Annotated in this window: 21 protein-coding genes and 1 pseudogene; 15 read left to right on the forward strand and 7 right to left on the reverse strand. The window is 41.9% G+C overall.

Annotation, left to right across the window (positions count from 1 at the left end; genetic code table 11):
* Window positions 1-18 precede the first annotated feature (18 nt).
* Both Q4600_RS19015 and degS read left to right on the forward strand, forming a co-directional pair.
* Window positions 19-1,371: a DegQ family serine endoprotease gene (locus tag Q4600_RS19015; RefSeq protein WP_102528014.1), complete on the forward strand. Its 1,353-nt coding sequence runs from the start codon at window positions 19-21 to the stop codon at window positions 1,369-1,371.
* A 117-nt stretch (window positions 1,372-1,488) separates the two neighbouring features.
* A complete protein-coding gene (gene degS, locus Q4600_RS19020) occupies window positions 1,489-2,571 on the forward strand; it encodes an outer membrane-stress sensor serine endopeptidase DegS (RefSeq protein WP_102528015.1) in 1,083 nt (360 codons plus the stop codon).
* 133 nt (window positions 2,572-2,704) lie between these two features.
* Here the strand turns inward: degS and murA are convergent, their stop codons facing one another.
* Genes murA through mlaF form a run of 7 tightly spaced genes read right to left on the reverse strand, consistent with a single transcriptional unit; the run spans window position 2,705 to window position 7,346 of the window.
* Window positions 2,705-3,964, reverse strand: coding sequence for a UDP-N-acetylglucosamine 1-carboxyvinyltransferase (gene murA, locus Q4600_RS19025; protein ID WP_102528016.1), 1,260 nt, complete (start codon window positions 3,962-3,964; stop codon window positions 2,705-2,707).
* 15 nt (window positions 3,965-3,979) lie between these two features.
* Window positions 3,980-4,231, reverse strand: coding sequence for a BolA family protein (locus Q4600_RS19030; protein ID WP_102528017.1), 252 nt, complete (start codon window positions 4,229-4,231; stop codon window positions 3,980-3,982).
* 25 nt (window positions 4,232-4,256) lie between these two features.
* Complete coding sequence (locus Q4600_RS19035; protein WP_248955657.1) at window positions 4,257-4,553, reverse strand: STAS domain-containing protein; 297 nt, start codon at window positions 4,551-4,553, stop codon at window positions 4,257-4,259.
* Window positions 4,550-5,227 (reverse strand): phospholipid-binding protein MlaC, encoded by a 678-nt coding sequence (locus Q4600_RS19040; RefSeq protein ID WP_102528019.1) that lies wholly within the window; start codon window positions 5,225-5,227, stop codon window positions 4,550-4,552. The genes Q4600_RS19035 and Q4600_RS19040 overlap by 4 nt, the downstream gene beginning before the upstream one ends.
* Before the next feature lie 9 nt (window positions 5,228-5,236).
* Entirely contained in the window at window positions 5,237-5,710 is a 474-nt protein-coding gene (mlaD, locus tag Q4600_RS19045) for an outer membrane lipid asymmetry maintenance protein MlaD (protein WP_102528020.1), read from the reverse strand.
* A 36-nt stretch (window positions 5,711-5,746) separates the two neighbouring features.
* Window positions 5,747-6,532: a lipid asymmetry maintenance ABC transporter permease subunit MlaE gene (gene mlaE / locus Q4600_RS19050; protein ID WP_102528021.1), complete on the reverse strand. Its 786-nt coding sequence runs from the start codon at window positions 6,530-6,532 to the stop codon at window positions 5,747-5,749.
* Complete coding sequence (gene mlaF / locus Q4600_RS19055) at window positions 6,519-7,346, reverse strand: phospholipid ABC transporter ATP-binding protein MlaF (RefSeq protein ID WP_229371080.1); 828 nt, start codon at window positions 7,344-7,346, stop codon at window positions 6,519-6,521. Before mlaF ends, mlaE begins: the two co-directional genes overlap by 14 nt.
* Window positions 7,347-7,523: 177 nt before the next feature.
* Here mlaF and Q4600_RS19060 point away from each other — a divergent pair, with 177 nt between their 5' ends.
* From Q4600_RS19060 to Q4600_RS19120, 13 genes and pseudogenes are all read left to right on the forward strand, one after another.
* A complete protein-coding gene (locus tag Q4600_RS19060; protein ID WP_102528023.1) occupies window positions 7,524-8,486 on the forward strand; it encodes a calcium/sodium antiporter in 963 nt (320 codons plus the stop codon).
* A gap of 68 nt (window positions 8,487-8,554) precedes the next feature.
* Window positions 8,555-9,532 (forward strand): KpsF/GutQ family sugar-phosphate isomerase, encoded by a 978-nt coding sequence (locus Q4600_RS19065; RefSeq protein ID WP_102528024.1) that lies wholly within the window; start codon window positions 8,555-8,557, stop codon window positions 9,530-9,532.
* A gap of 1 nt (window position 9,533) precedes the next feature.
* Window positions 9,534-10,097, forward strand: a complete 564-nt coding sequence (gene kdsC / locus Q4600_RS19070) for a 3-deoxy-manno-octulosonate-8-phosphatase KdsC (RefSeq protein ID WP_102528025.1) — start codon at window positions 9,534-9,536, stop codon at window positions 10,095-10,097.
* Window positions 10,094-10,654, forward strand: coding sequence for an LPS export ABC transporter periplasmic protein LptC (gene lptC, locus Q4600_RS19075; RefSeq protein WP_102528026.1), 561 nt, complete (start codon window positions 10,094-10,096; stop codon window positions 10,652-10,654). The genes kdsC and lptC overlap by 4 nt, the downstream gene beginning before the upstream one ends.
* Window positions 10,641-11,171: pseudogene (gene lptA, locus Q4600_RS19080) on the forward strand (lipopolysaccharide transport periplasmic protein LptA); the annotation flags it as partial. The gene lptC and the pseudogene lptA, both read left to right, overlap by 14 nt.
* 272 nt (window positions 11,172-11,443) lie before the next feature.
* Complete coding sequence (lptB, locus tag Q4600_RS19085) at window positions 11,444-12,175, forward strand: LPS export ABC transporter ATP-binding protein (RefSeq protein ID WP_102528028.1); 732 nt, start codon at window positions 11,444-11,446, stop codon at window positions 12,173-12,175.
* A 181-nt stretch (window positions 12,176-12,356) separates the two neighbouring features.
* On the forward strand, window positions 12,357-13,841 hold the full coding sequence (locus tag Q4600_RS19090; protein ID WP_102528029.1) for an RNA polymerase factor sigma-54: 1,485 nt from the start codon (window positions 12,357-12,359) through the stop codon (window positions 13,839-13,841).
* Window positions 13,842-13,865: 24 nt separating this feature from the next.
* A complete protein-coding gene (hpf, locus tag Q4600_RS19095) occupies window positions 13,866-14,153 on the forward strand; it encodes a ribosome hibernation promoting factor (protein ID WP_102528030.1) in 288 nt (95 codons plus the stop codon).
* A 2-nt stretch (window positions 14,154-14,155) separates the two neighbouring features.
* Window positions 14,156-14,599, forward strand: coding sequence for a PTS IIA-like nitrogen regulatory protein PtsN (gene ptsN, locus Q4600_RS19100; RefSeq protein WP_102528031.1), 444 nt, complete (start codon window positions 14,156-14,158; stop codon window positions 14,597-14,599).
* Window positions 14,596-15,441, forward strand: a complete 846-nt coding sequence (rapZ, locus tag Q4600_RS19105; protein ID WP_102528032.1) for an RNase adapter RapZ — start codon at window positions 14,596-14,598, stop codon at window positions 15,439-15,441. The genes ptsN and rapZ overlap by 4 nt, the downstream gene beginning before the upstream one ends.
* An 8-nt stretch (window positions 15,442-15,449) precedes the next feature.
* On the forward strand, window positions 15,450-15,722 hold the full coding sequence (locus tag Q4600_RS19110; protein ID WP_102528050.1) for an HPr family phosphocarrier protein: 273 nt from the start codon (window positions 15,450-15,452) through the stop codon (window positions 15,720-15,722).
* Window positions 15,723-15,999: 277 nt separating this feature from the next.
* Complete coding sequence (gene mgtE, locus Q4600_RS19115; protein ID WP_102528033.1) at window positions 16,000-17,361, forward strand: magnesium transporter; 1,362 nt, start codon at window positions 16,000-16,002, stop codon at window positions 17,359-17,361.
* 828 nt (window positions 17,362-18,189) lie between these two features.
* The gene (locus Q4600_RS19120; protein WP_102528034.1) at window positions 18,190-18,465 is read left to right on the forward strand and encodes a transposase; all 276 of its coding nucleotides are present in this window, start codon (window positions 18,190-18,192) and stop codon (window positions 18,463-18,465) included.
* Window positions 18,466-18,838 lie beyond the last annotated feature (373 nt).

Raw genomic sequence — 18,838 nt, forward strand, 5'->3', positions numbered from 1 at the left:
TTCAAGGAGCAATAATTAATGAAACCAAAATTAACTTTACTCTCAGCAGCAATTTTATCAGCCTCGCTATCTTTAATGCCGGCCTTATCACAAGCGGCAATTCCCCAAACTGTTGATGGTCAAGCATTACCAAGCCTAGCGCCCATGCTTGAAAGAACAACACCTGCTGTTGTATCGGTTGCGGTAAGTGGTACCCAAACATCGAAACAACAAATCCCAGATGTATTTAAGTATTTCTTTGGCCCTAATGCGCCGCAAGAGCAAGTCCAAGAGCGACCATTCAGAGGCTTAGGTTCAGGGGTTATTATTGATGCCAAAGAAGGCTATATCGTCACCAATAACCACGTCATTAACGGCGCGGATGAAATCAAAATTGGCCTACATGATGGACGAGAAATTGATGCTAAATTAATAGGCGCTGATCCAGAATCTGATATTGCGCTACTGCAAATTGAAGCAAAAAACCTAACGGCAATTAAACAGACTAACTCAGATGATATTCGAGTGGGTGACTTTGCTGTGGCTATTGGTAACCCATTTGGCCTTGGACAAACCGTAACTTCAGGGATTGTTAGTGCTCTAGGACGTAGTGGCCTTGGCATTGAAATGCTTGAGAACTTTATTCAAACCGACGCCGCGATTAACAGCGGTAATTCTGGCGGCGCACTCGTTAATTTAAATGGTGAGCTTATCGGTATCAATACAGCAATCGTTGCACCAAGTGGCGGTAACGTCGGGATTGGTTTTGCAATTCCCGCCAATATGGTGAACAACCTCATTAATCAAATTATTGAACATGGTGAAGTGAAGCGTGGCGTACTTGGTGTCACGGGGCGCGATTTAGATAACGAGCTGGCAAAAGCGTTTGGCCTTGAAACCCAACATGGCGGGTTTATCAGTGAAGTCATGCCTGATAGCGCCGCTGATAAAGCAGGCATAGAAGCTGGCGACATTATTGTTAGCGTTAATGGTAAAAAGATTAAAAATTTCCAAGAGCTTAGAGCCAAAGTAGCCACGATGGGCGCTGGTGCAAAAGTTGAAATTGGCATTATTCGTGATGGCGATGAAGAAACCGCGAACGTAGTTCTAGGTGAATCAACCTCGAGTTCAGGTTCTGCCGATAATGCCCTCCACCCAATGTTAGAAGGGGCAGAACTGAGTAATAGCCGTAAAGGTATCGAAATTACGAGTATTGCACAGGGCTCTCCAGCAGCACGAAATGGCCTTCAAGAAGGAGACTTAATTGTCGGCTTAAATCGCAGTAAGGTCAAAAACCTGAACGCGTTAAAAGAAGAGCTAAAGAATCCACAAGGTGCTGTTGCGTTAAAGGTGCTCCGCGATAACAAATTAATGTACTTAGTACTGAGATAAAGCCTTAAATTAAATCTTATTATCAAACATAAATTAAGCATTGTAGTTTGTCGCTACGATGCTTAATTTTTTTAGTCATGATAATATTTGCTCATCTTTCCTATATGTAGTCGACCAATGAACTTCAAAGACACTATTCTTTACTTAAGCAAGGCTGTGGTATTTGGTTTGGTCATGGCTGCTGTATTCTTATTTGTTAATTCCATTACTAACAACAATAGCTTCAATAACGGCTTAACGACGACTCAACATCATAATGAATTGTCATTTGCTAGCGCTGTACGTAGAGCCGCTCCAGCAGTTGTAAACATATACAGCTTAAGTTTAGATCAAAATAGTCCACTGAACTCAAGCTCACTCCAAGGCCTTGGCTCCGGAGTGATCATGAGCAAAGAAGGCTACATTTTAACTAACTACCACGTGATCAAAAAAGCCGATGAGATTGTTATCGCGCTGCAAGATGGTCGTAAGTTTACGTCTGAAGTTGTGGGTTCAGATCAAATCACTGATTTAGCGGTCCTTAAAATTGAAATTGATGGCGACAATGTGCCTATTGTGCCTATTAATCTTAATAACCCCGCACAAGTGGGTGATGTGGTTTTAGCCATTGGTAATCCATATAATTTAGGTCAAACCATCACACAAGGCATCATCAGTGCCACAGGTCGCAATGGCTTAAGCTCTGGTTATCTCGACTTTTTACAAACTGACGCAGCAATTAACGCTGGTAACTCTGGCGGCGCGTTAATTGATACCGGTGGTGAGCTTATTGGTATTAATACTGCTGCTTTCCAAATTGGCGCTGAAGGTGGTGGTCACGGGATTAACTTTGCTATTCCTATAAAGCTTGCCCATAGCATTATGGGGAAATTGATTACTAACGGCCGCGTGATCCGTGGTGCACTGGGTATTTCAGGCGAACCTTTGAGTCCTGTAATGGCGCAAATTCTCAACTTACCCGACCTTAAAGGCGTATTAGTCACAGGTGTTGATCCAAATGGCCCAGCATCAAAAGCAACGCTGCGTCCTCGTGATGTGATTATTCAATACGAAGAAGAAAGCGTACCAGGCGTTGAAATGTTAATGGATAGAATTGCTGAAACCACACCAGGTAATCAAGTGAATATCACTATTATTCGTGAAGGCAAACCACTAGAACTACCCGTTGTTATTGGAGAGAAGCTCCCTACTGATAGTTAATTTAAACTGGTTTATCCTCAAATAAAGCCTGCTTATGCAGGCTTTTTAATCACTCCAAATTCATGATGACTAAATATTAAGACATAAAAAAGCCGCTCAAAAAGCGGCTTTAGTTATCAATACAGATATTAGCTTAGCTAACGCGAACCACTTTGCCGCCTAAGCCTGCAAATTTATCTTCGATATGTTCATAGCCGCGATCTAAATGATAAATCCGATCGACAGTTGTGACACCATCAGCCATTAAGCCCGCAATCACTAAACTTGCTGATGCACGTAAATCCGTCGCCATCACTTGAGCACCATTCATGCGCTCTATACCTTTAATGATGCAAGTATTACCTTCAAGTTCCATCTCGGCGCCCATACGACTTAGCTCAGGTACATGCATAAAACGATTTTCAAAAATCGTTTCAGTCACATGACTGGTGCCTTCAGCTAATGCATTAAGTACACAAAACTGAGCTTGCATATCGGTTGGAAATGCAGGATATGGCGCTGTTTTAATATTAACAGCGACAGGACGTTTACCCTGCATATCAAGCTCGATCCAATCATCACCTGTGGTAATTTTCGCACCTGCATCTTCAAGTTTGGCAAGTACAGCTTCAAGTGATGAAGGGTCAGCATCAACACAACGAATACTTCCGCGCGTTACTGCTGCTGCAACCAAAAACGAACCGGTTTCGATTCGATCTGGCATCACTCGATGCTCACAGCCAGACAAGCGTTCAACACCTTCAATTTTTAGTGTTGCAGTGCCTACACCAGATATTTTGGCCCCCATGCTAATTAAGCAATGGGCTAAATCATTAATTTCAGGTTCACGCGCAGCGTTTTCGATGATTGTTTCACCATCTGCAAGTGTGGCGGCCATAAGTAAGTTTTCAGTCGCGCCGACGCTGACCATATCCATAAAGATATGCGCGCCCTTAAGACGGCCATCAACACGCGCTTTGATGTAACCTTCTTTCACTTCAATCTTAGCGCCCATTTGCTCTAAGCCTTGCAAGTGAAGGTTTACAGGGCGGGCACCAATGGCACAACCACCAGGTAATGATACATCTGCAGTACCAAACCTTGCGAGTAATGGGCCTAAGATTAAAATAGACGCTCGCATGGTTTTAACGAGATCGTAAGGAGCACAAAACTCATTTAAGTTTTGAGTTGAAATACAGTACTTGCTGTCGCCTAACTCTTTCACTTCTGCGCCTAAACAACGCAATAACTTACACGTTGTATTGACGTCTCGAAGACTCGGTACGTTAGAAACGATAAAGTCAGTCTCTGCTAGCACACTTGCGAACAAAATCGGCAAAGCGGCATTTTTCGCCCCAGAAATGGTCACATTTCCAGAAAGCGGCTGACTGGCTTGAATTGTTAGTTTATCCACACTGACTCTCTGAAATTACATATTAAATAGTTTTTCACGCTTCCACTGTGTCGGCGTAAAAGTTTTGATGGTCAGCGCATGCAACTCACCACTGGCTATGAATTCATTCAATGGTGCGTAAATCGTCTGTTGTTGCTTTACTTTACTCATGCCATCAAAGCATTCGCCTACGGCAACGACCTTAAAATGACTACCGTCAGACGTGACATGAACTTCATCTACAGTGAGTGCGTCTGATAAAATTTGTTCGATTACTTTGCAATCCATGGAATTTGCTACCTTAAATTCAATGCTAGTTTTCTAGAAAAAAGGATTCTAAATCATATAACTCAATGAGTTTTTTTAGATGTGTACTCGGATTTGCCAATGTTCTTGGCTGAGTAGTGCTTTTACTGCAATTACCTAAGCATATCAGCTCAAGTAAAAATGCGACGCCTGCGCTGTCGGCATACTCTAAAGCAGACAAGTCTAACACTTGCGTGCTATCAGTAAACAACTGTTGTCGTTTTGGCCATAAATCAATGACCTCTGTTTGCCTTAATTGCCCTTTAATTTCACAAGTGTCACCTTGTTGTAAAAACTCAATCACGCAGCATTTTCCTTATCCTGTTTGTAATTGATTTCTTGTTGGGTACGATCTTTTAGCATTTCAATTACGGAATCCACCCCTTTCTGGCGAATTAAGTTTGAAATTTCAGACTGTTTTGACGCAAGTAGACTCACCCCTTCAGCGACTAAATCAAATGCCTTCCAACTATCATCTTTAAGGCGTCTTGCTTTAAACATCACTTTAATCGGTGGGCGGCCATCTTCAATAATTTGCACATTTACATCGACGAATTTCTCATCGGCAAAATCACTCGCAGGGGAAAACTGTACTTTTTGACCTGTATACTCGGTAAAGGCTTGAGCGTAAGTCGCCACCAAGTAACCTTCAAACGCTTCGACAAAACGCTCACGTTGTTCTGGTGTCGTGTCGCGTAAATACTGCCCCATGACTTTATAAGCAGCATATTTGTAATCGACATATGGCATTAATTCTTCACGCACAATCACCTTTAAATGACTTAAATCTGCATCAATTAACGCTTTATCAGTATTAAAGCGATCAAAGGTTTTATTCGATACTTGCTGGACTAACTTAAAAGGATCATGAGTATCTATAACTTCACTTGTCACTTCACTCGCTGACATTGTGAGACTCACAGCACTGCCAACTAACAACACCATAGTTTGCAAAATACGTTTAAAGACTTGGCTCATACTTCTCTCCTAATTGTCCTTTGAAGAAACGCTATATAATAACTGCCCAATTAAATCCTCTAAAATCAATGCAGAGCGAGTGTCATGCACTCTATCCCCATCTGCTAACATTTCTATGTCATCGTCCATAAAGCCTGGGGTCAGCCCTAAAAATTGCTCACCTAATAACCCTGACGTTAAAATTGATAAGCTACTCGTTTCAGGGAACTGATTAAACTCTTTATCCATGGTTAAGGTAACTACGGGCACCAGCTTCTTATTATCCAGTGTAATTTTCGAGACTCGGCCAACGACAACACCGCCAACCTTCACAGGTGAACGCACCTTTAAACCGCCGATATTGTTAAACTCAGCTCTTAAAGTATAGGTCTCTTTACTCGACTTTAGTTCCACATTGGCAACGTTAAACACCAATACACAAAATGCCAACAACCCTGTTAGTAAAAAGAGCCCAACGAATAATTCTACTTTCCTTGTCAACATATGCTTCAACCACTTAATTAATGAATGCGAAATTTGTTACTGACCAAACATGATTGCTGTAAGCAAAAAGTCGAGTGCGAGTACCGCTAAACTTGCTTGCACCACTGTCGAAGTGGTTGCCTTACTTATCCCTTCTGGGTTTGGCGTGACCTCATACCCGCGGTACAAAGCAATCCAAGTTACTACCACGCCAAATAGAGCACTTTTAATCAAACAATTCACAATATCTTGGCGCCATTCGATAGATGCTTGCAGTATTGACCAAAAAGACCCGCTATCGATGCCTTTCCATTCAACCCCAACAAGATGACCACCTAAAATACCAACGAGGCAGAACATCATTGTTAATAAAGGTACACTTATCACCCCTGCCCAAAAACGCGGCGCAATCACTTGCCTTAATGGATCGATAGCCATCATCTCTAAGCTAGATAATTGCTCAGTGGATTTCATTAAGCCTATTTCTGCGGTTAATGCTGAACCTGCACGTCCCGCAAATAATAATGCCGTCACGACAGGGCCAAGTTCACGCAGTAAACTCAGCGCAACCATCGGGCCTAAACTTTCAACAGTGCCAAAATCAGCTAAAACGGTATAACCTTGAAGCGCCAAAACCATACCAATAAATAAGCCTGATACGATGATTATCACCATTGAGCGCACACCAAGCACATAAATTTGCTTAACCACTAATGGCAAACCTTTACTGATATTAGGCACATTGATAATCGCACCCCAAAGCATTAAGCCTGCACGGCCTAGCCCTGCTAAAACATCCAATGCAACTCGGCCTAAGTCCGCCACACGACTAACTACGCCCATTTAGCATCTCCTGTTGGTAATCTTCAGCGGGGAAATGAAAAGGCACAGGCCCGTCTGGTCGGCCATTAATAAACTGTTCAATTTGAGGGTTATTTGATGCTCTAAGCTCGTCGGGAGTCCCTGAGGCAATCACTTTCTTTTCAGCAATCACGTACACGTAATCAGCAATGCTCAGAACAGCGTCAACATCATGGGAAACAACGACAGAAGTGAGTTTTAAGGTACTGGATAGCTCACCGATTAATTTCACCAGCATCCCCATTGAAATAGGATCTTGCCCAGCAAATGGCTCATCATAAAGGATCATTTCAGGCTCTAAGGCAATCGCTCTCGCTAACGCTGCTCGCCTTTGCATACCACCTGATAACTCATTAGGGTTCATCTGAGCTGCGCCTCGTAATCCCACCGCTTGCAACTTCATCATCACCACTTTACGAATAATGCTTTCAGGTAAACCAGAATGCTCACGTAATGCAAAAGCCACATTATCAAATACATTCATGTCGGTGAATAAGGCACCACTTTGAAATAGCATGCTCATGCGTTTACGCAGCTCAAATAATTGCTGACGTTTGAGTTGGTGAATATTTTCACCACTGAATAATACTTCACCGCTGTCTGGGGTTAATTGACCACCAATTAATTTAAGGAGCGTCGTTTTACCGATGCCGCTGGGGCCCATAATTGCGGTAACTTTTCCCTTAGGAATGTTCAAACAAATATCATCAAAGATGACACGTGAACCACGATTGAATTTCATATGACGAATTTCAACCAAAGGGGATGTATTTTGTAATGAACTTGAATCTGACATAGAGGAAATAATAGCCTTCCTGGCCCGCAAGATGTAGATCTGAATTGTACGAAATTGTGTAAGAACCTACAACAAATCAATCACCATGAGTTACAATCCACAACAATTATCGCATCTGCTCATATTTTTGTTAAAATTCTGCACAAATATAGCTATCAACACTTTTTTTGGACAAACATGCTTTTTAATATCTTGATGCTAATCGCTGGCCTAGGCGTATTAGTTTGGAGCGCAGATCGCTTCGTATATGGCGCAGCCGCTTTCGCTCGTAACCTTGGACTGCCGCCAATGCTGATTGGTTTAACCATTGTTGCAATGGGAAGTTCAGCACCCGAAATGTTTGTCGCAGCCACAGCATCAATGGAAGGCATGAGCAATACAGCCGTAGGTAATGTGCTGGGCTCAAACGTTGCTAACATCACCTTAATTCTTGGTATTACTGCCCTACTTGGTGCTATTTCAGTGAGTTCTCAAACACTCAAAAGAGAAATACCGCTAATGCTAGCAGCGACTGTTTTAGCCGGTTACCTCATCCATGACGGCATGCTAACTCGTTTTGAAGGCGGTGTTTTATTAGTCGCATTTTTTGGATTAATGGGCTATTTCATTTGGCAAGCCATGAGAAATAAGCAAATAGATCCGTTATCTGACGAATCTGATGCAGAGATCCCTAAAAATGTACCCACATTACATGCTATTATCTGGATCATTGTGGGCATGATCCTACTGCCGCTTTCTGCCGATTGGATGGTGACTGGTGCTGTAGGCATTGCCAAGACATTCGGGCTTTCCGACTTAGTCATCGGATTGACCATTATTGCAGTGGGTACCAGCTTACCTGAGCTTGCTGCATGTATTGCTGGGGTGTTGAAGAAAGAAGACGACCTCGCCATTGGTAACATTGTCGGATCGAACTTATTTAATATTTTAGCAGTATTGGCTATTCCTGGGCTCATCGCTCCAGGTGAGATTGATGCGCAAGCAAGTAGCCGAGATTTTTATATGGTGCTGGGTACCAGTACCGCATTAGCAGTACTCGTTTTATCCAGTGGCGCCAAAAAGCAGCTAACTCGCTGGCATGGCGTCATTTTATTAGTCGTCTTTATTGCGTACCAGATTGTCTTATTTCAATCTCAATAACGGGGCATAAAGACTTTTATCTCACTAATGCTAATGTTTAATTAGTGTTAGAACAGAGCGAGAGACCTATGATAGATCAGAAACAATTGCGCCAATGGGGCCGCCAGGTCATTGATATCGAGAAAACGGCATTAGATAACCTCTATCAATATGTTGATTCCGATGAGTTTGGCCAAGCTTGTGAACTTATTTTGCAATGTAAAGGCAAAGTCATTGTCATGGGTATGGGAAAATCGGGCCATATTGGTAACAAGATTTCAGCCACTCTCGCCAGTACAGGCACACCAGCGTTTTTTGTTCACCCAGGTGAAGCAAGCCATGGCGATTTAGGGGCTTTGGCTAAAAATGATATCGTCTTAGCAATTTCAAATTCTGGTGAATCAAGCGAAATTCTCACTTTGCTACCAGTAATTCAAAGAATGGGCGTACCGGTTATCGCGGTTACAGGGAAACCTGACTCGAATATGGCGCGCTTATCGAAATTGCATCTTTGTATTGAAGTACCTGAAGAGGCTTGTCCGTTAGGACTCGCACCCACTTCAAGCACAACGGCAACATTGGTCATGGGCGATGCACTAGCTGTCGCTTTGCTTCAAGCAAGGGGCTTTACCCGTGATGATTTCGCTTTATCTCACCCAGGCGGCTCTTTAGGCCGCAAATTACTGTTAAAAGTGTCAGATGTTATGCATCAAGGTGCTGATGTACCTATAGTTAACAGCAGTGTCTGTATCACTGAGTCCTTATATGAAATTTCAAATAAAGGTTTAGGCATGACTGCTGTGACTGATGATGGCGGTCAACTTGTGGGTATATTTACTGACGGAGATTTACGCCGCGTGATTGATGCAGAAAAGAATTTACGTACCACAGCCATTGCCGATGTCATGACACCAAACTGTATTACCATCAGTGCCGATATTTTGGCTGCACAAGCATTGCAAATTATGGATGAAAAAAGCATTAACGGCTTAATCGTGGTTGATAACAATCAACAGCCTGTTGGCGCATTAAACATGCTCGATATGGTTAAAGCAGGAGTCATTTAATATGTCTGAAACACAAGTTCATCAAGGCTTATATGGCCCTGTCAGTGATGACATTTGGCAGCGCGCTAAAAAAATCAAACTGCTTATCTGTGATGTTGACGGCGTTTTTTCCGATGGCCGCATCTACTTAAGTAATGCAGGTGAAGAACTCAAAGCATTTCATACTCGAGATGGTTATGGCGTCCGCTCAATTTTAACCAGCGGTATTCAAGTCGCTGTGATCACAGGCCGTAAATCTGCCATTGTAGAAAATAGAATGACAGCTCTTGGCGTCAGCCATATCTATCAAGGCGTGGATGATAAACTTACCCCGTTTAAAGACTTGCTGAGCATTTATAATGTCAAACCTGATGAAGTCGCCTATATCGGTGATGACATGGTCGACTTACCCGTCATGAAAGAAGTGGGTCTTGCGGTTTGTGTTGCAGACGGTCACCCTTTTGTAAAACGTCACTGCCAAATGATTACTAGTATAAATGGCGGCAATGGAGCACTACGCGAATTAACTGATCTGCTATTGGTTAGCCAAGACAAATTTGAATCGGCCCATGGAATGAGTATATGAGCCGCACCACATTGGCCATTTTAGCCTTCTTTGGCGCTGCACTGATTTTATATTGGCAAGTCCAAGTCAAGCGCAGCCAGATGGAAGCATCAAAGCTGCCTGATCCTGCTCGTCCTGAGTTTATAGCTAATGACTTACGTAGTACTGAATTTAACGAGCAAGGCTTAGTCCAAAGTCGTGTATCAGCAAAACACATGGAACATTTTCAGCAAACAAATGAAACCTTGTTCACTGAACCTGTTTATCTTGTCTATCCAGAAAATGGTGAAGCTGAGTGGCAATTAACTGCTGATTTAGGCAAGCTTAATAAAGAAACTGGCAAAGTAGTGCTACAAAATAATGTTATTATTGATGCAATAAACATCAATGAACCAGTACAATCTTTGACAACCACTATGTTGGCTCTCGATTTGAACACTATGATCATGACGTCTGACAGACAAATATATGTCACAGGTCAAGATTTTAATATACAAGGCTTAGGCCTTTACGCTGATTTAAATGCCGAAGAATTAGAGCTTTTAAGTCAAGTAGAAGGAACGTATGAAGCAAAGTAATAACCTTACTGTCTCACTACAACATTTTGTAAAGTTGAGCCTAGTTGGAATAAGCCTAATTGGAATGACTGGCGTTAACGCTAAAGAAGGCGATCTACAACAAGAGCTAAAAGTCGCAGCTGTGAGCCAAAAAGCAGACATTAAAAATAACCAAGTTATTTTCTTTGGCCCTGTTAACGTCACCCAAGGCACGATTAACATTAATGCAGATGAATTGCGCGCATTTAGTGAAGAGTCTGGCGGTCAAAAAACCATGGTTGCCACCGGTAATCCGGCTACATTCTCGCAAGAGTTAGATGATGGTCGTATTGGTACAGCCAGTGCCAATGAAATCAGATATGAGCTAGCCAGCAGTATTTTAACCTTAAAAGGTAACGCTAAACTTGATCAAGCAGGTAGCCAAGTTACCGGTAACCTCATCAGTTATAATATTGAAAAACAGCAATTGATCGCTGAAAGTACTGGCGACGGAAAAGACCGAGTCATCACAATTTTCCAGCCTGAAAACTATCCTGATTTAAATGAATCGAAAGACACTTCAGAGCAACCAGATAGCGCCTCATCTGAGCCTGTTTCAACAGAAGAAGTCACAGAGCAAGCACCTGAAGAAACAGTTGAGAAGTTAATTGAAAATCAATCTGATGCCGTTATCGAAAACACTGAAAATGGTTTAGATTCGGCAGCAGCAACTGAATCTGAAACACCTGCAATAGCTAAACCTGCATCAATTGATGAGCAACCAGCTTCAGATGCATTACCTGAAACACCAGCGCTAGAGCAAACTCAATAATGACCCAAATTACCTTAACAGCTGAAAACTTGGCTAAAAGCTACAAAAGTCGCCAAGTGGTCAAAAATGTCAGTCTTACCGTTAAAACAGGTCAAATTGTTGGGCTATTAGGGCCAAATGGTGCAGGTAAAACCACCACCTTTTATATGGTCGTTGGCTTAGTTAAAAGTGATAAAGGCCGCATATTAATTGATTCAGATGATCTCACGGCAGATCCAATGCACCTGCGTGCACGCAAAGGCATTGGTTATTTACCGCAAGAAGCCAGCATTTTTCGCAAGTTAACCGTACACGATAATATTATGGCGGTGTTGCAAACCCGCAAAAGTTTAACGACTGAGCAGCGCATCGAAGAGTTAGAGCACTTATTAGAAGAGTTTAATATTACTCACATTCGCGATAGCCAAGGTATGGCATTATCGGGTGGTGAACGTCGACGTGTTGAAATCGCACGCGCATTAGCGGCAAATCCTAAGTTCATTCTGCTAGATGAGCCTTTTGCCGGTGTCGATCCTATCTCTGTGATAGATATCAAGAAAATTATTCAACAATTAAAAAATCGTGGACTTGGAGTACTCATTACCGACCATAATGTTCGTGAAACGCTTGATGTATGTGAGCGCGCGTATATTGTTAGCCACGGTGATTTAATTGCAGAAGGCACGCCTGCTGAAATCTTAGACAATCAGCAAGTCAGGTCAGTATACTTAGGTGAGCAATTCAAGCTATAGTTAGCATTCTTTAGTGCACAATATGGCATGTCGCGACCAGTATCAGTCCCACTTTTTAGTGCAATGTTCTAGACTGAACTTAAGCCAAGGTTAAGCTTAAGCCTAGAAGCAGTTTAAAAAGGTGCTAGACCCACACAATTGTTAGTCGCGATGATGAAACTCAATTAGGGATAAGCGGTAAATGAAAGCCTCACTCCAACTTAAAATGGGTCAACACCTGACTATGACCCCACAGTTGCAACAAGCCATTCGCTTATTGCAACTTTCCTCATTGGAGCTACAGCAAGAAATTCAACAAGCACTTGACTCAAATCCACTCCTTGAGCTCGAAGATGAGTTTGCTAAAGCAAAAGAACCTGTAAAAGAAAACGCCCAGCAAACCGATACTGATTTTAGTGATAACAGCCAAGTGACTGTTGAAAAAGACACCTCAACCGTAGACACCACTGAATCGTTGACCAAAGAATCCATGCCTGACGAATTACCAATGGATACCACATGGGATGAAGTTTACACAGCATCCCCAAGTTCAGGTTCTGGCGCAGTGGCTCGTGATGACGATATGCCTTTTCAGGGTGAAACCACAGAAGGCTTATATGAGCATTTAGAGTGGCAAAAAAATCTCACCCCTTTTTCTGAAAACGATCTGGTAATTGCTACAGCGATTATCGATGCCGTTGATGAACGTGGTTACTTAACCCAAACAACTGAAGACATATTGCAAGCTTTAGGCCTAGAAGATATTGAACTCGATGAAGTTGAAGCTGTACTCAAACGAGTACAGCATTTTGATCCTGTAGGCGTTGCAGCAAGAGATTTAAGCGAATGCTTGATGATTCAGCTTGGCCAATACCCTAATGAAATACCTTGTATCGATAACGTTAAGCTACTGATTGCAGAACACCTAGACTTAATTGCAGGCCGCGACTTTAGATTATTAATGCGTAAAACCAAGCTTAAAGAAGATGATTTACGCGAAGCGATTCAATTTATTCAAACGCTTAACCCACGTCCAGGGTTACAGATCACTCCTATTAAAGATGAATATGTCATTCCTGATGTGACAGTGTTTAAAAAGAGTGGCCGTTGGGTCGTTGAGTTAAATCCAGATAACATGCCAAAAATTGGTGTGAATCAGCAATATGCAGCAATGGCAAAAGGCTCAGCAAACCAATCAGACAGCCAATTTATCCGTGGTCATTTGCAAGAAGCGAAATGGTTTATCAAAAGTATTGAAAGCCGCAATGAAACCTTATTAAAAGTGGCTAATTGTATTGTGCAATTTCAACAAGGCTTTTTTGAGTTTGGCGAAGAAGCAATGAAGCCAATGGTACTTAATGACATTGCTGAAGCCGTTGAAATGCATGAATCAACCATTTCGCGTGTCACGACACAAAAGTATATGCACACCCCTAGGGGACTTTTTGAACTAAAATATTTCTTCTCAAGCCATGTGAGTACTGATGATGGCGGAGAGTGTTCTTCTACTGCAATTCGTGCCTTTATAAAGAAGCTTGTTGCAGCGGAAAACCAGCAAAAGCCACTTAGCGATAGTAAAATGGCGACGCTATTGGCAGAACAAGGGATCAATGTTGCTCGGCGTACGATCGCCAAATATCGTGAAGCAATGCTCATCCCTCCCTCAAACCAACGCAAAAGCCTATAAGCCTTTGTTATTGGAGGATGATCTATGCAAATTAACCTGACTGGGCACCATGTGGAAATTACTCAATCTTTACGTGAGTATGTACAAACTAAGTTTTCAAAGCTTGAACGACACTTCGAACAGATCAATAATGTTCACGTTGTGCTCAATGTTCAAAAGCTGCAACAAATTGCAGAGGCAAAATTACACCTCAAAGGAGGTGAAGTTTTTGCGGTATCACAGAACGCTGATATGTATGTTGCAATTGACGCCCTGATCGACAAATTAGATCGTCAGGTAATTAAACACAAAGAGAAGTTAATTAAACACTAACGATGGAACTTCGCACCATTCTGCAGCCGGCGTGCACTACCTGCGCCACGCCGGGCAGTAAGAAAAAAGTACTGGAACTTATCAGCGATTTAATGGCTGCCCAGTACCCAACCCTATCTTCACAGGCTATTTTTGAAAGTTTAATAGCACGTGAAAAAATGGGTAGTACAGGTATAGGAAATGGCATTGCGATTCCTCATGGTCGATTAACTGATATCGAAGAACCGATAGCAATTTTGATCAAGTGTGAAGAAGGCATTGAGTTTGATGCTATCGACAAGAAACCCGTGGATATATTATTTGCGCTGTTAGTTCCTTCTGATCAATGCCAACAGCATTTAAGTACGCTGTCGAGTATGGCTGAAAAACTGAGCGATAAATTAATCCTTAAGCGACTTCGAAAGAGTCATGACGCTACAGAACTTTATCAGGTTATAACTGCATGAAACTTGTCATCGTATCAGGACGATCAGGCTCAGGTAAATCAGTAGCACTAAGGGTATTAGAAGATTTAGGTTATTACTGTGTTGATAACCTACCTTTACCACTTATTGGTAGTTTACTTGAACAGCTCAAAGGCAATAACGACCTTGTCGCGATTAGCGTCGACGTTCGTAATATTGAAGAGCAAGGCAAAGTGCTAGAAGAGCAGATAGCCTTGCTTTCTGACGATACGACCATCATTAGTTTATTTTTAAATTCTAATGATAAAGTGCTGTTAAAGCGCTACAGTGAAACCCGCCGTTTACACCCTCTGTCAAAAAACCAAATTTCACTGCAAGAAGCGATTCAATTAGAAGGCCGTTTACTCGAGCCTATCGCTAAAATGGTCGATCACTACATTGATACTTCACAGCTAACGATTTATGACTTAAGCGATCAAGTCAGACAAATCTTAATGGGTAGCATTGATAAAGAATTAGTGATCCACTTTGAATCTTTTGGTTTCAAACATGGTATGCCTACTGAAGCTGACTTTATGTTTGATGTACGCTTTTTACCAAATCCTCATTGGGAAACTGAGTTACGACCTCTAACAGGTCTCGATTTACCCGTGCAGGAATTCTTAGGTAGACAGCCTTTGGTGAATAAATTCATTTGGCAAATTGAAAACTTGTTCGAAACTTGGATGCCACACCTTGAGCGTAACAACCGTAGCTACCTAACGATCGCGATTGGTTGTACTGGTGGTCAGCACCGCTCAGTTTATATTGCCGATCAACTAACAAAACGCTTTTCTAATACTAAGCATCAAGTCAGTGCCCGCCATAGAGAACTCAAACTGTGACAACTGAATTGAGTATCTCGAAAGATATCACCATCAGTAACAAACTTGGACTCCATGCAAGAGCTGCCACTAAACTGGCCATACTAGCCACTGAGTTTGAAGCAAGCATAACCCTCATTCAAGGTGAAAAGCAGGCTAGCGCTGCCAGTGTATTAGGCTTATTAATGCTAGAAAGTGGCATAGGTAAAGTCATCACCGTCAAAGCACAAGGCGCTGATGCTCAACTCGCTTTAGATGCGGTATGTAAATTGATCAATGACAAGTTTGATGAAGAAAGCTAATCTCGACATTAATCACCAGTGTTGATATCAAACCCGTTGTAATCTCAATTGCCTCAGTCAACCCCAACGGTATACAAACTCTCTATTTATAATTATTCCTACCCTTTCTCCAGTTAATTCCCTTCAAGTTTGTTTTGTTCACTATACTGTTTAAAGTCCAACAAAAATCAATAAAGCGCTTAATTTTTATGCAGTAACTTGACGACGCTTAGAAACTGCTTCTCCCTTTCCACCCTGTTAAGTTAATATTGGCAATCGAATTTTTGAGGAGTGGCGAATGAGTATCGAAGTAATCGACAGCGAGCTTACCGAACAGCGCCTAAATCAGCTGACTCAAGCTTTGGGCAGCGGTATGTTTGTCCATGTTAGAAACATGCTCCATGATATGGCAGCATCAGATGTCGCCCTCATCCTTGAATCTTCTCCACCTAAAACTCGTCAAGTTCTATGGCAACTCATTGACCAGGAGCAAGCGGGTGATATTTTAGAAGATCTTGGTGAAGAACTTAAAGATTCGCTCATCAGCGGTATGACACCCGAAAAAGTTGCGCAAGCTACCTCTGGCATGGATACCGATGACTTAGCCTATATCTTAAGAAGCCTTCCTGATGCAGTATATAAAAAAGTACTGCAATCAATGAGCAGCCAAGATCGTCACCGTGTAGAGCAAGCATTGTTATACCCTGACGACACCGCTGGCAGTATCATGAACACCGATACCGTCACCCTCAGACCAGACGTTAATATTGATGTAGTATTACGCTACCTTCGCCAGCGCGGGAATTTACCCGATACGACTGATACCTTGTATGTCGTTGATCGAAACGATCATGTATTGGGCGGGGTTCGCTTAGCCGACTTGCTCACTTGTAATCCGAGCGAAACGATCCGAACCATTATGGATCCTGAGCTTGAAAGTATCCCTGTGGCAATGCCTGATAATGAAGTCGCGCAATTATTCGAACGCCATGACTGGATTTCAGCCCCTGTCGTAGATGAAGAACAAAAGCTGTTAGGTCGTATCACCATTGATGACGTGGTCGATGTTATTCGTGAAGACGCCGAACACTCCATGATGGGGATGGCTGGTATGGATGATGACGAAGACACCTTCGGCCCCGTCATGAAAAGTACCTTCAGACGCTCTCTATGGCTCACAATTAACTTATTTGCTGCGTTACTTGCTGCATCAGTAAGTAACATGTTTGAAGGCACCTTAGAGCAGTTTGCCACCATTGCTATTTTAATGACCATTGTGCCAAGTATGGGCGGTGTTGCAGGTAACCAAACATTAGCGCTGGTTATACGTGGTATTGCACTAGGCCATATTGGTCAAAGTAACTCCCGTTGGCTTATCGGTAAAGAATTAGCCATTGGTTTCCTTAACGGGATCATGTGGTCTGTACTGGTATTTTTTGCGGTATGGCTCTGGAAAGATGACATGGCATTAGGCGGCTTAATTGGCGGGGCCATGCTAATCAATATGACTGTCGCAGGCTTAGCTGGTGCAAGTATCCCGTTGATACTTAAAAAACTCAACATCGATCCAGCACTTGCTGGTGGCATGGTACTGACAACCGTCACTGATGTGATTGGCTTATTTGCATTCTTAGGGCTTGCGACCATATTCCTAATGTAATCAGTCATGTAATCTAAAACGGTAAGTAAGACATCCCGCCATCGCTAGCCTCATCATACGAGGCTAGAATATCTATCTTAAGCTAATGGATAACATAAACAGCCAAACCCCTGCAGTTTTCGAGCCTTGTACTCTATACATATTGGCTATCTTAAAGTTCAAACTCTCAAACGCAGATTTCAAATAATAACTTCAGAGATTTATTCATACAAACCTACTTAGCTACACCTATGATTTATAAGAAATTAAAGCAGTCATTTTTGTAACTTTTATATAATTTATCAATGAAATCTAGAACCACTGTTCCCGCCTATATTGCTAATTTACCTTCTTAGCTAGACGATCAAATTTCTGACACAAACTTAAGGTAAAATCCTTGCTGACAACACTGGTTATTATTCTTTACCAATTACACGCAACTTTGCACCAGATAAGACATTTTGCACCAATGAGGGGCAACCTTATATTTTAGAGTTATCACTTTAAAAAATTAAACCACTGTTTTTAAATGAAAAAATATTTATCACAAAATTGGCACAAGTATTCCATATAGATATATACCACCTTAGGGGTAGTTTGATATTTGACCAATTTCACCCCAAAAGACCCATTTGGAGCAACAGTGAAGACACAAAATATGATAAAGGAGAAAAACATGGAGCATCTAAAAGTCATCTTTGAGCAATGCCAATACCAATGGAACTTTTTTCATCATCTTGGTTTTAGCTGTTGGGATGTGGATAACAATATCAAGTCATAGAGTTATCGGCTTAAGTAATAAATTGAATACGAATAGTAACAGCATCAAGTTAAGTAGTAGGTAGTGTTATGACAGCAATAAACAGAACTTATACAACCGAGCTTAAACAGCAAGTGATCATGGAAGTTCAACAGCAAAACCGTTTAATTTCGGATGTTGCAAAACAGTACAGTGTGTCTGCTAAAACCATTTATCAATGGGTGAGAAAGAAAGACCAGAGACTTAGCGCTACTATGAACAAAAGCGCCACTATGAACAAAAGTGCCATCACTGCTGAAATAGCGAACTTACAACGTAAGCTGTCTCAACTAAACCAGCAACTGGTTGCAATCAATAGTAATTAGTTCGAAGCCAGTAATGAATATAAATAAGTGAACACAATAAAAATATTGGTTCATTAGCAGTTCCGGCAAGAATAGAGGCTTTAGCTTTCGCCCCCATCGAAGGTTAAGCAGTTAGATAATAACAGTCACTCTTCTTGTCAATTTTAAAGTGAGAATTTGAGTAAATGAGTGAGTGGTTTATCTCAAAAGATCATTAGCGGTTCAGGCAAGAAAAGTGGCTTTAGTTTTCGTCCCCCAGCGAAGGTTAAGCAGTTAGATAATAACAGTCACTTCTCTTGTCAATTTTACAGTGAGAATTTGAGTAAATGAGTAAGTGGTTTGCCTCAAAAGATCATTAGCGGTTCAGGCAAGAAAAGTGGCTTTAGCTTTCGTC

This window comes from Shewanella sp. 2_MG-2023 (assembly GCF_030548905.1).
GTDB lineage: Bacteria > Pseudomonadota > Gammaproteobacteria > Enterobacterales > Shewanellaceae > Shewanella > Shewanella electrodiphila.

Bases quoted from the DNA above. Each gene is read 5' to 3' on its own strand.
- Q4600_RS19120 (WP_102528034.1), top strand. From the start codon at position 18,190: ATGACAGCAATAAACAGAACTTATACAACCGAGCTTAAACAGCAAGTG.
- mlaF (WP_229371080.1), bottom strand. From the start codon at position 7,346: ATGTCAGATTCAAGTTCATTACAAAATACATCCCCTTTGGTTGAAATT.
- rapZ (WP_102528032.1), top strand. From the start codon at position 14,596: ATGAAACTTGTCATCGTATCAGGACGATCAGGCTCAGGTAAATCAGTA.
- lptB (WP_102528028.1), top strand. From the start codon at position 11,444: ATGACCCAAATTACCTTAACAGCTGAAAACTTGGCTAAAAGCTACAAA.
- Q4600_RS19040 (WP_102528019.1), bottom strand. From the start codon at position 5,227: ATGAGCCAAGTCTTTAAACGTATTTTGCAAACTATGGTGTTGTTAGTT.
- mlaD (WP_102528020.1), bottom strand. From the start codon at position 5,710: ATGTTGACAAGGAAAGTAGAATTATTCGTTGGGCTCTTTTTACTAACA.
- lptC (WP_102528026.1), top strand. From the start codon at position 10,094: ATGAGCCGCACCACATTGGCCATTTTAGCCTTCTTTGGCGCTGCACTG.
- Q4600_RS19060 (WP_102528023.1), top strand. From the start codon at position 7,524: ATGCTTTTTAATATCTTGATGCTAATCGCTGGCCTAGGCGTATTAGTT.
- hpf (WP_102528030.1), top strand. From the start codon at position 13,866: ATGCAAATTAACCTGACTGGGCACCATGTGGAAATTACTCAATCTTTA.
- Q4600_RS19030 (WP_102528017.1), bottom strand. From the start codon at position 4,231: ATGGATTGCAAAGTAATCGAACAAATTTTATCAGACGCACTCACTGTA.
- Q4600_RS19065 (WP_102528024.1), top strand. From the start codon at position 8,555: ATGATAGATCAGAAACAATTGCGCCAATGGGGCCGCCAGGTCATTGAT.
- Q4600_RS19015 (WP_102528014.1), top strand. From the start codon at position 19: ATGAAACCAAAATTAACTTTACTCTCAGCAGCAATTTTATCAGCCTCG.
- kdsC (WP_102528025.1), top strand. From the start codon at position 9,534: ATGTCTGAAACACAAGTTCATCAAGGCTTATATGGCCCTGTCAGTGAT.
- mgtE (WP_102528033.1), top strand. From the start codon at position 16,000: ATGAGTATCGAAGTAATCGACAGCGAGCTTACCGAACAGCGCCTAAAT.
- degS (WP_102528015.1), top strand. From the start codon at position 1,489: ATGAACTTCAAAGACACTATTCTTTACTTAAGCAAGGCTGTGGTATTT.
- Q4600_RS19090 (WP_102528029.1), top strand. From the start codon at position 12,357: ATGAAAGCCTCACTCCAACTTAAAATGGGTCAACACCTGACTATGACC.
- mlaE (WP_102528021.1), bottom strand. From the start codon at position 6,532: ATGGGCGTAGTTAGTCGTGTGGCGGACTTAGGCCGAGTTGCATTGGAT.
- ptsN (WP_102528031.1), top strand. From the start codon at position 14,156: ATGGAACTTCGCACCATTCTGCAGCCGGCGTGCACTACCTGCGCCACG.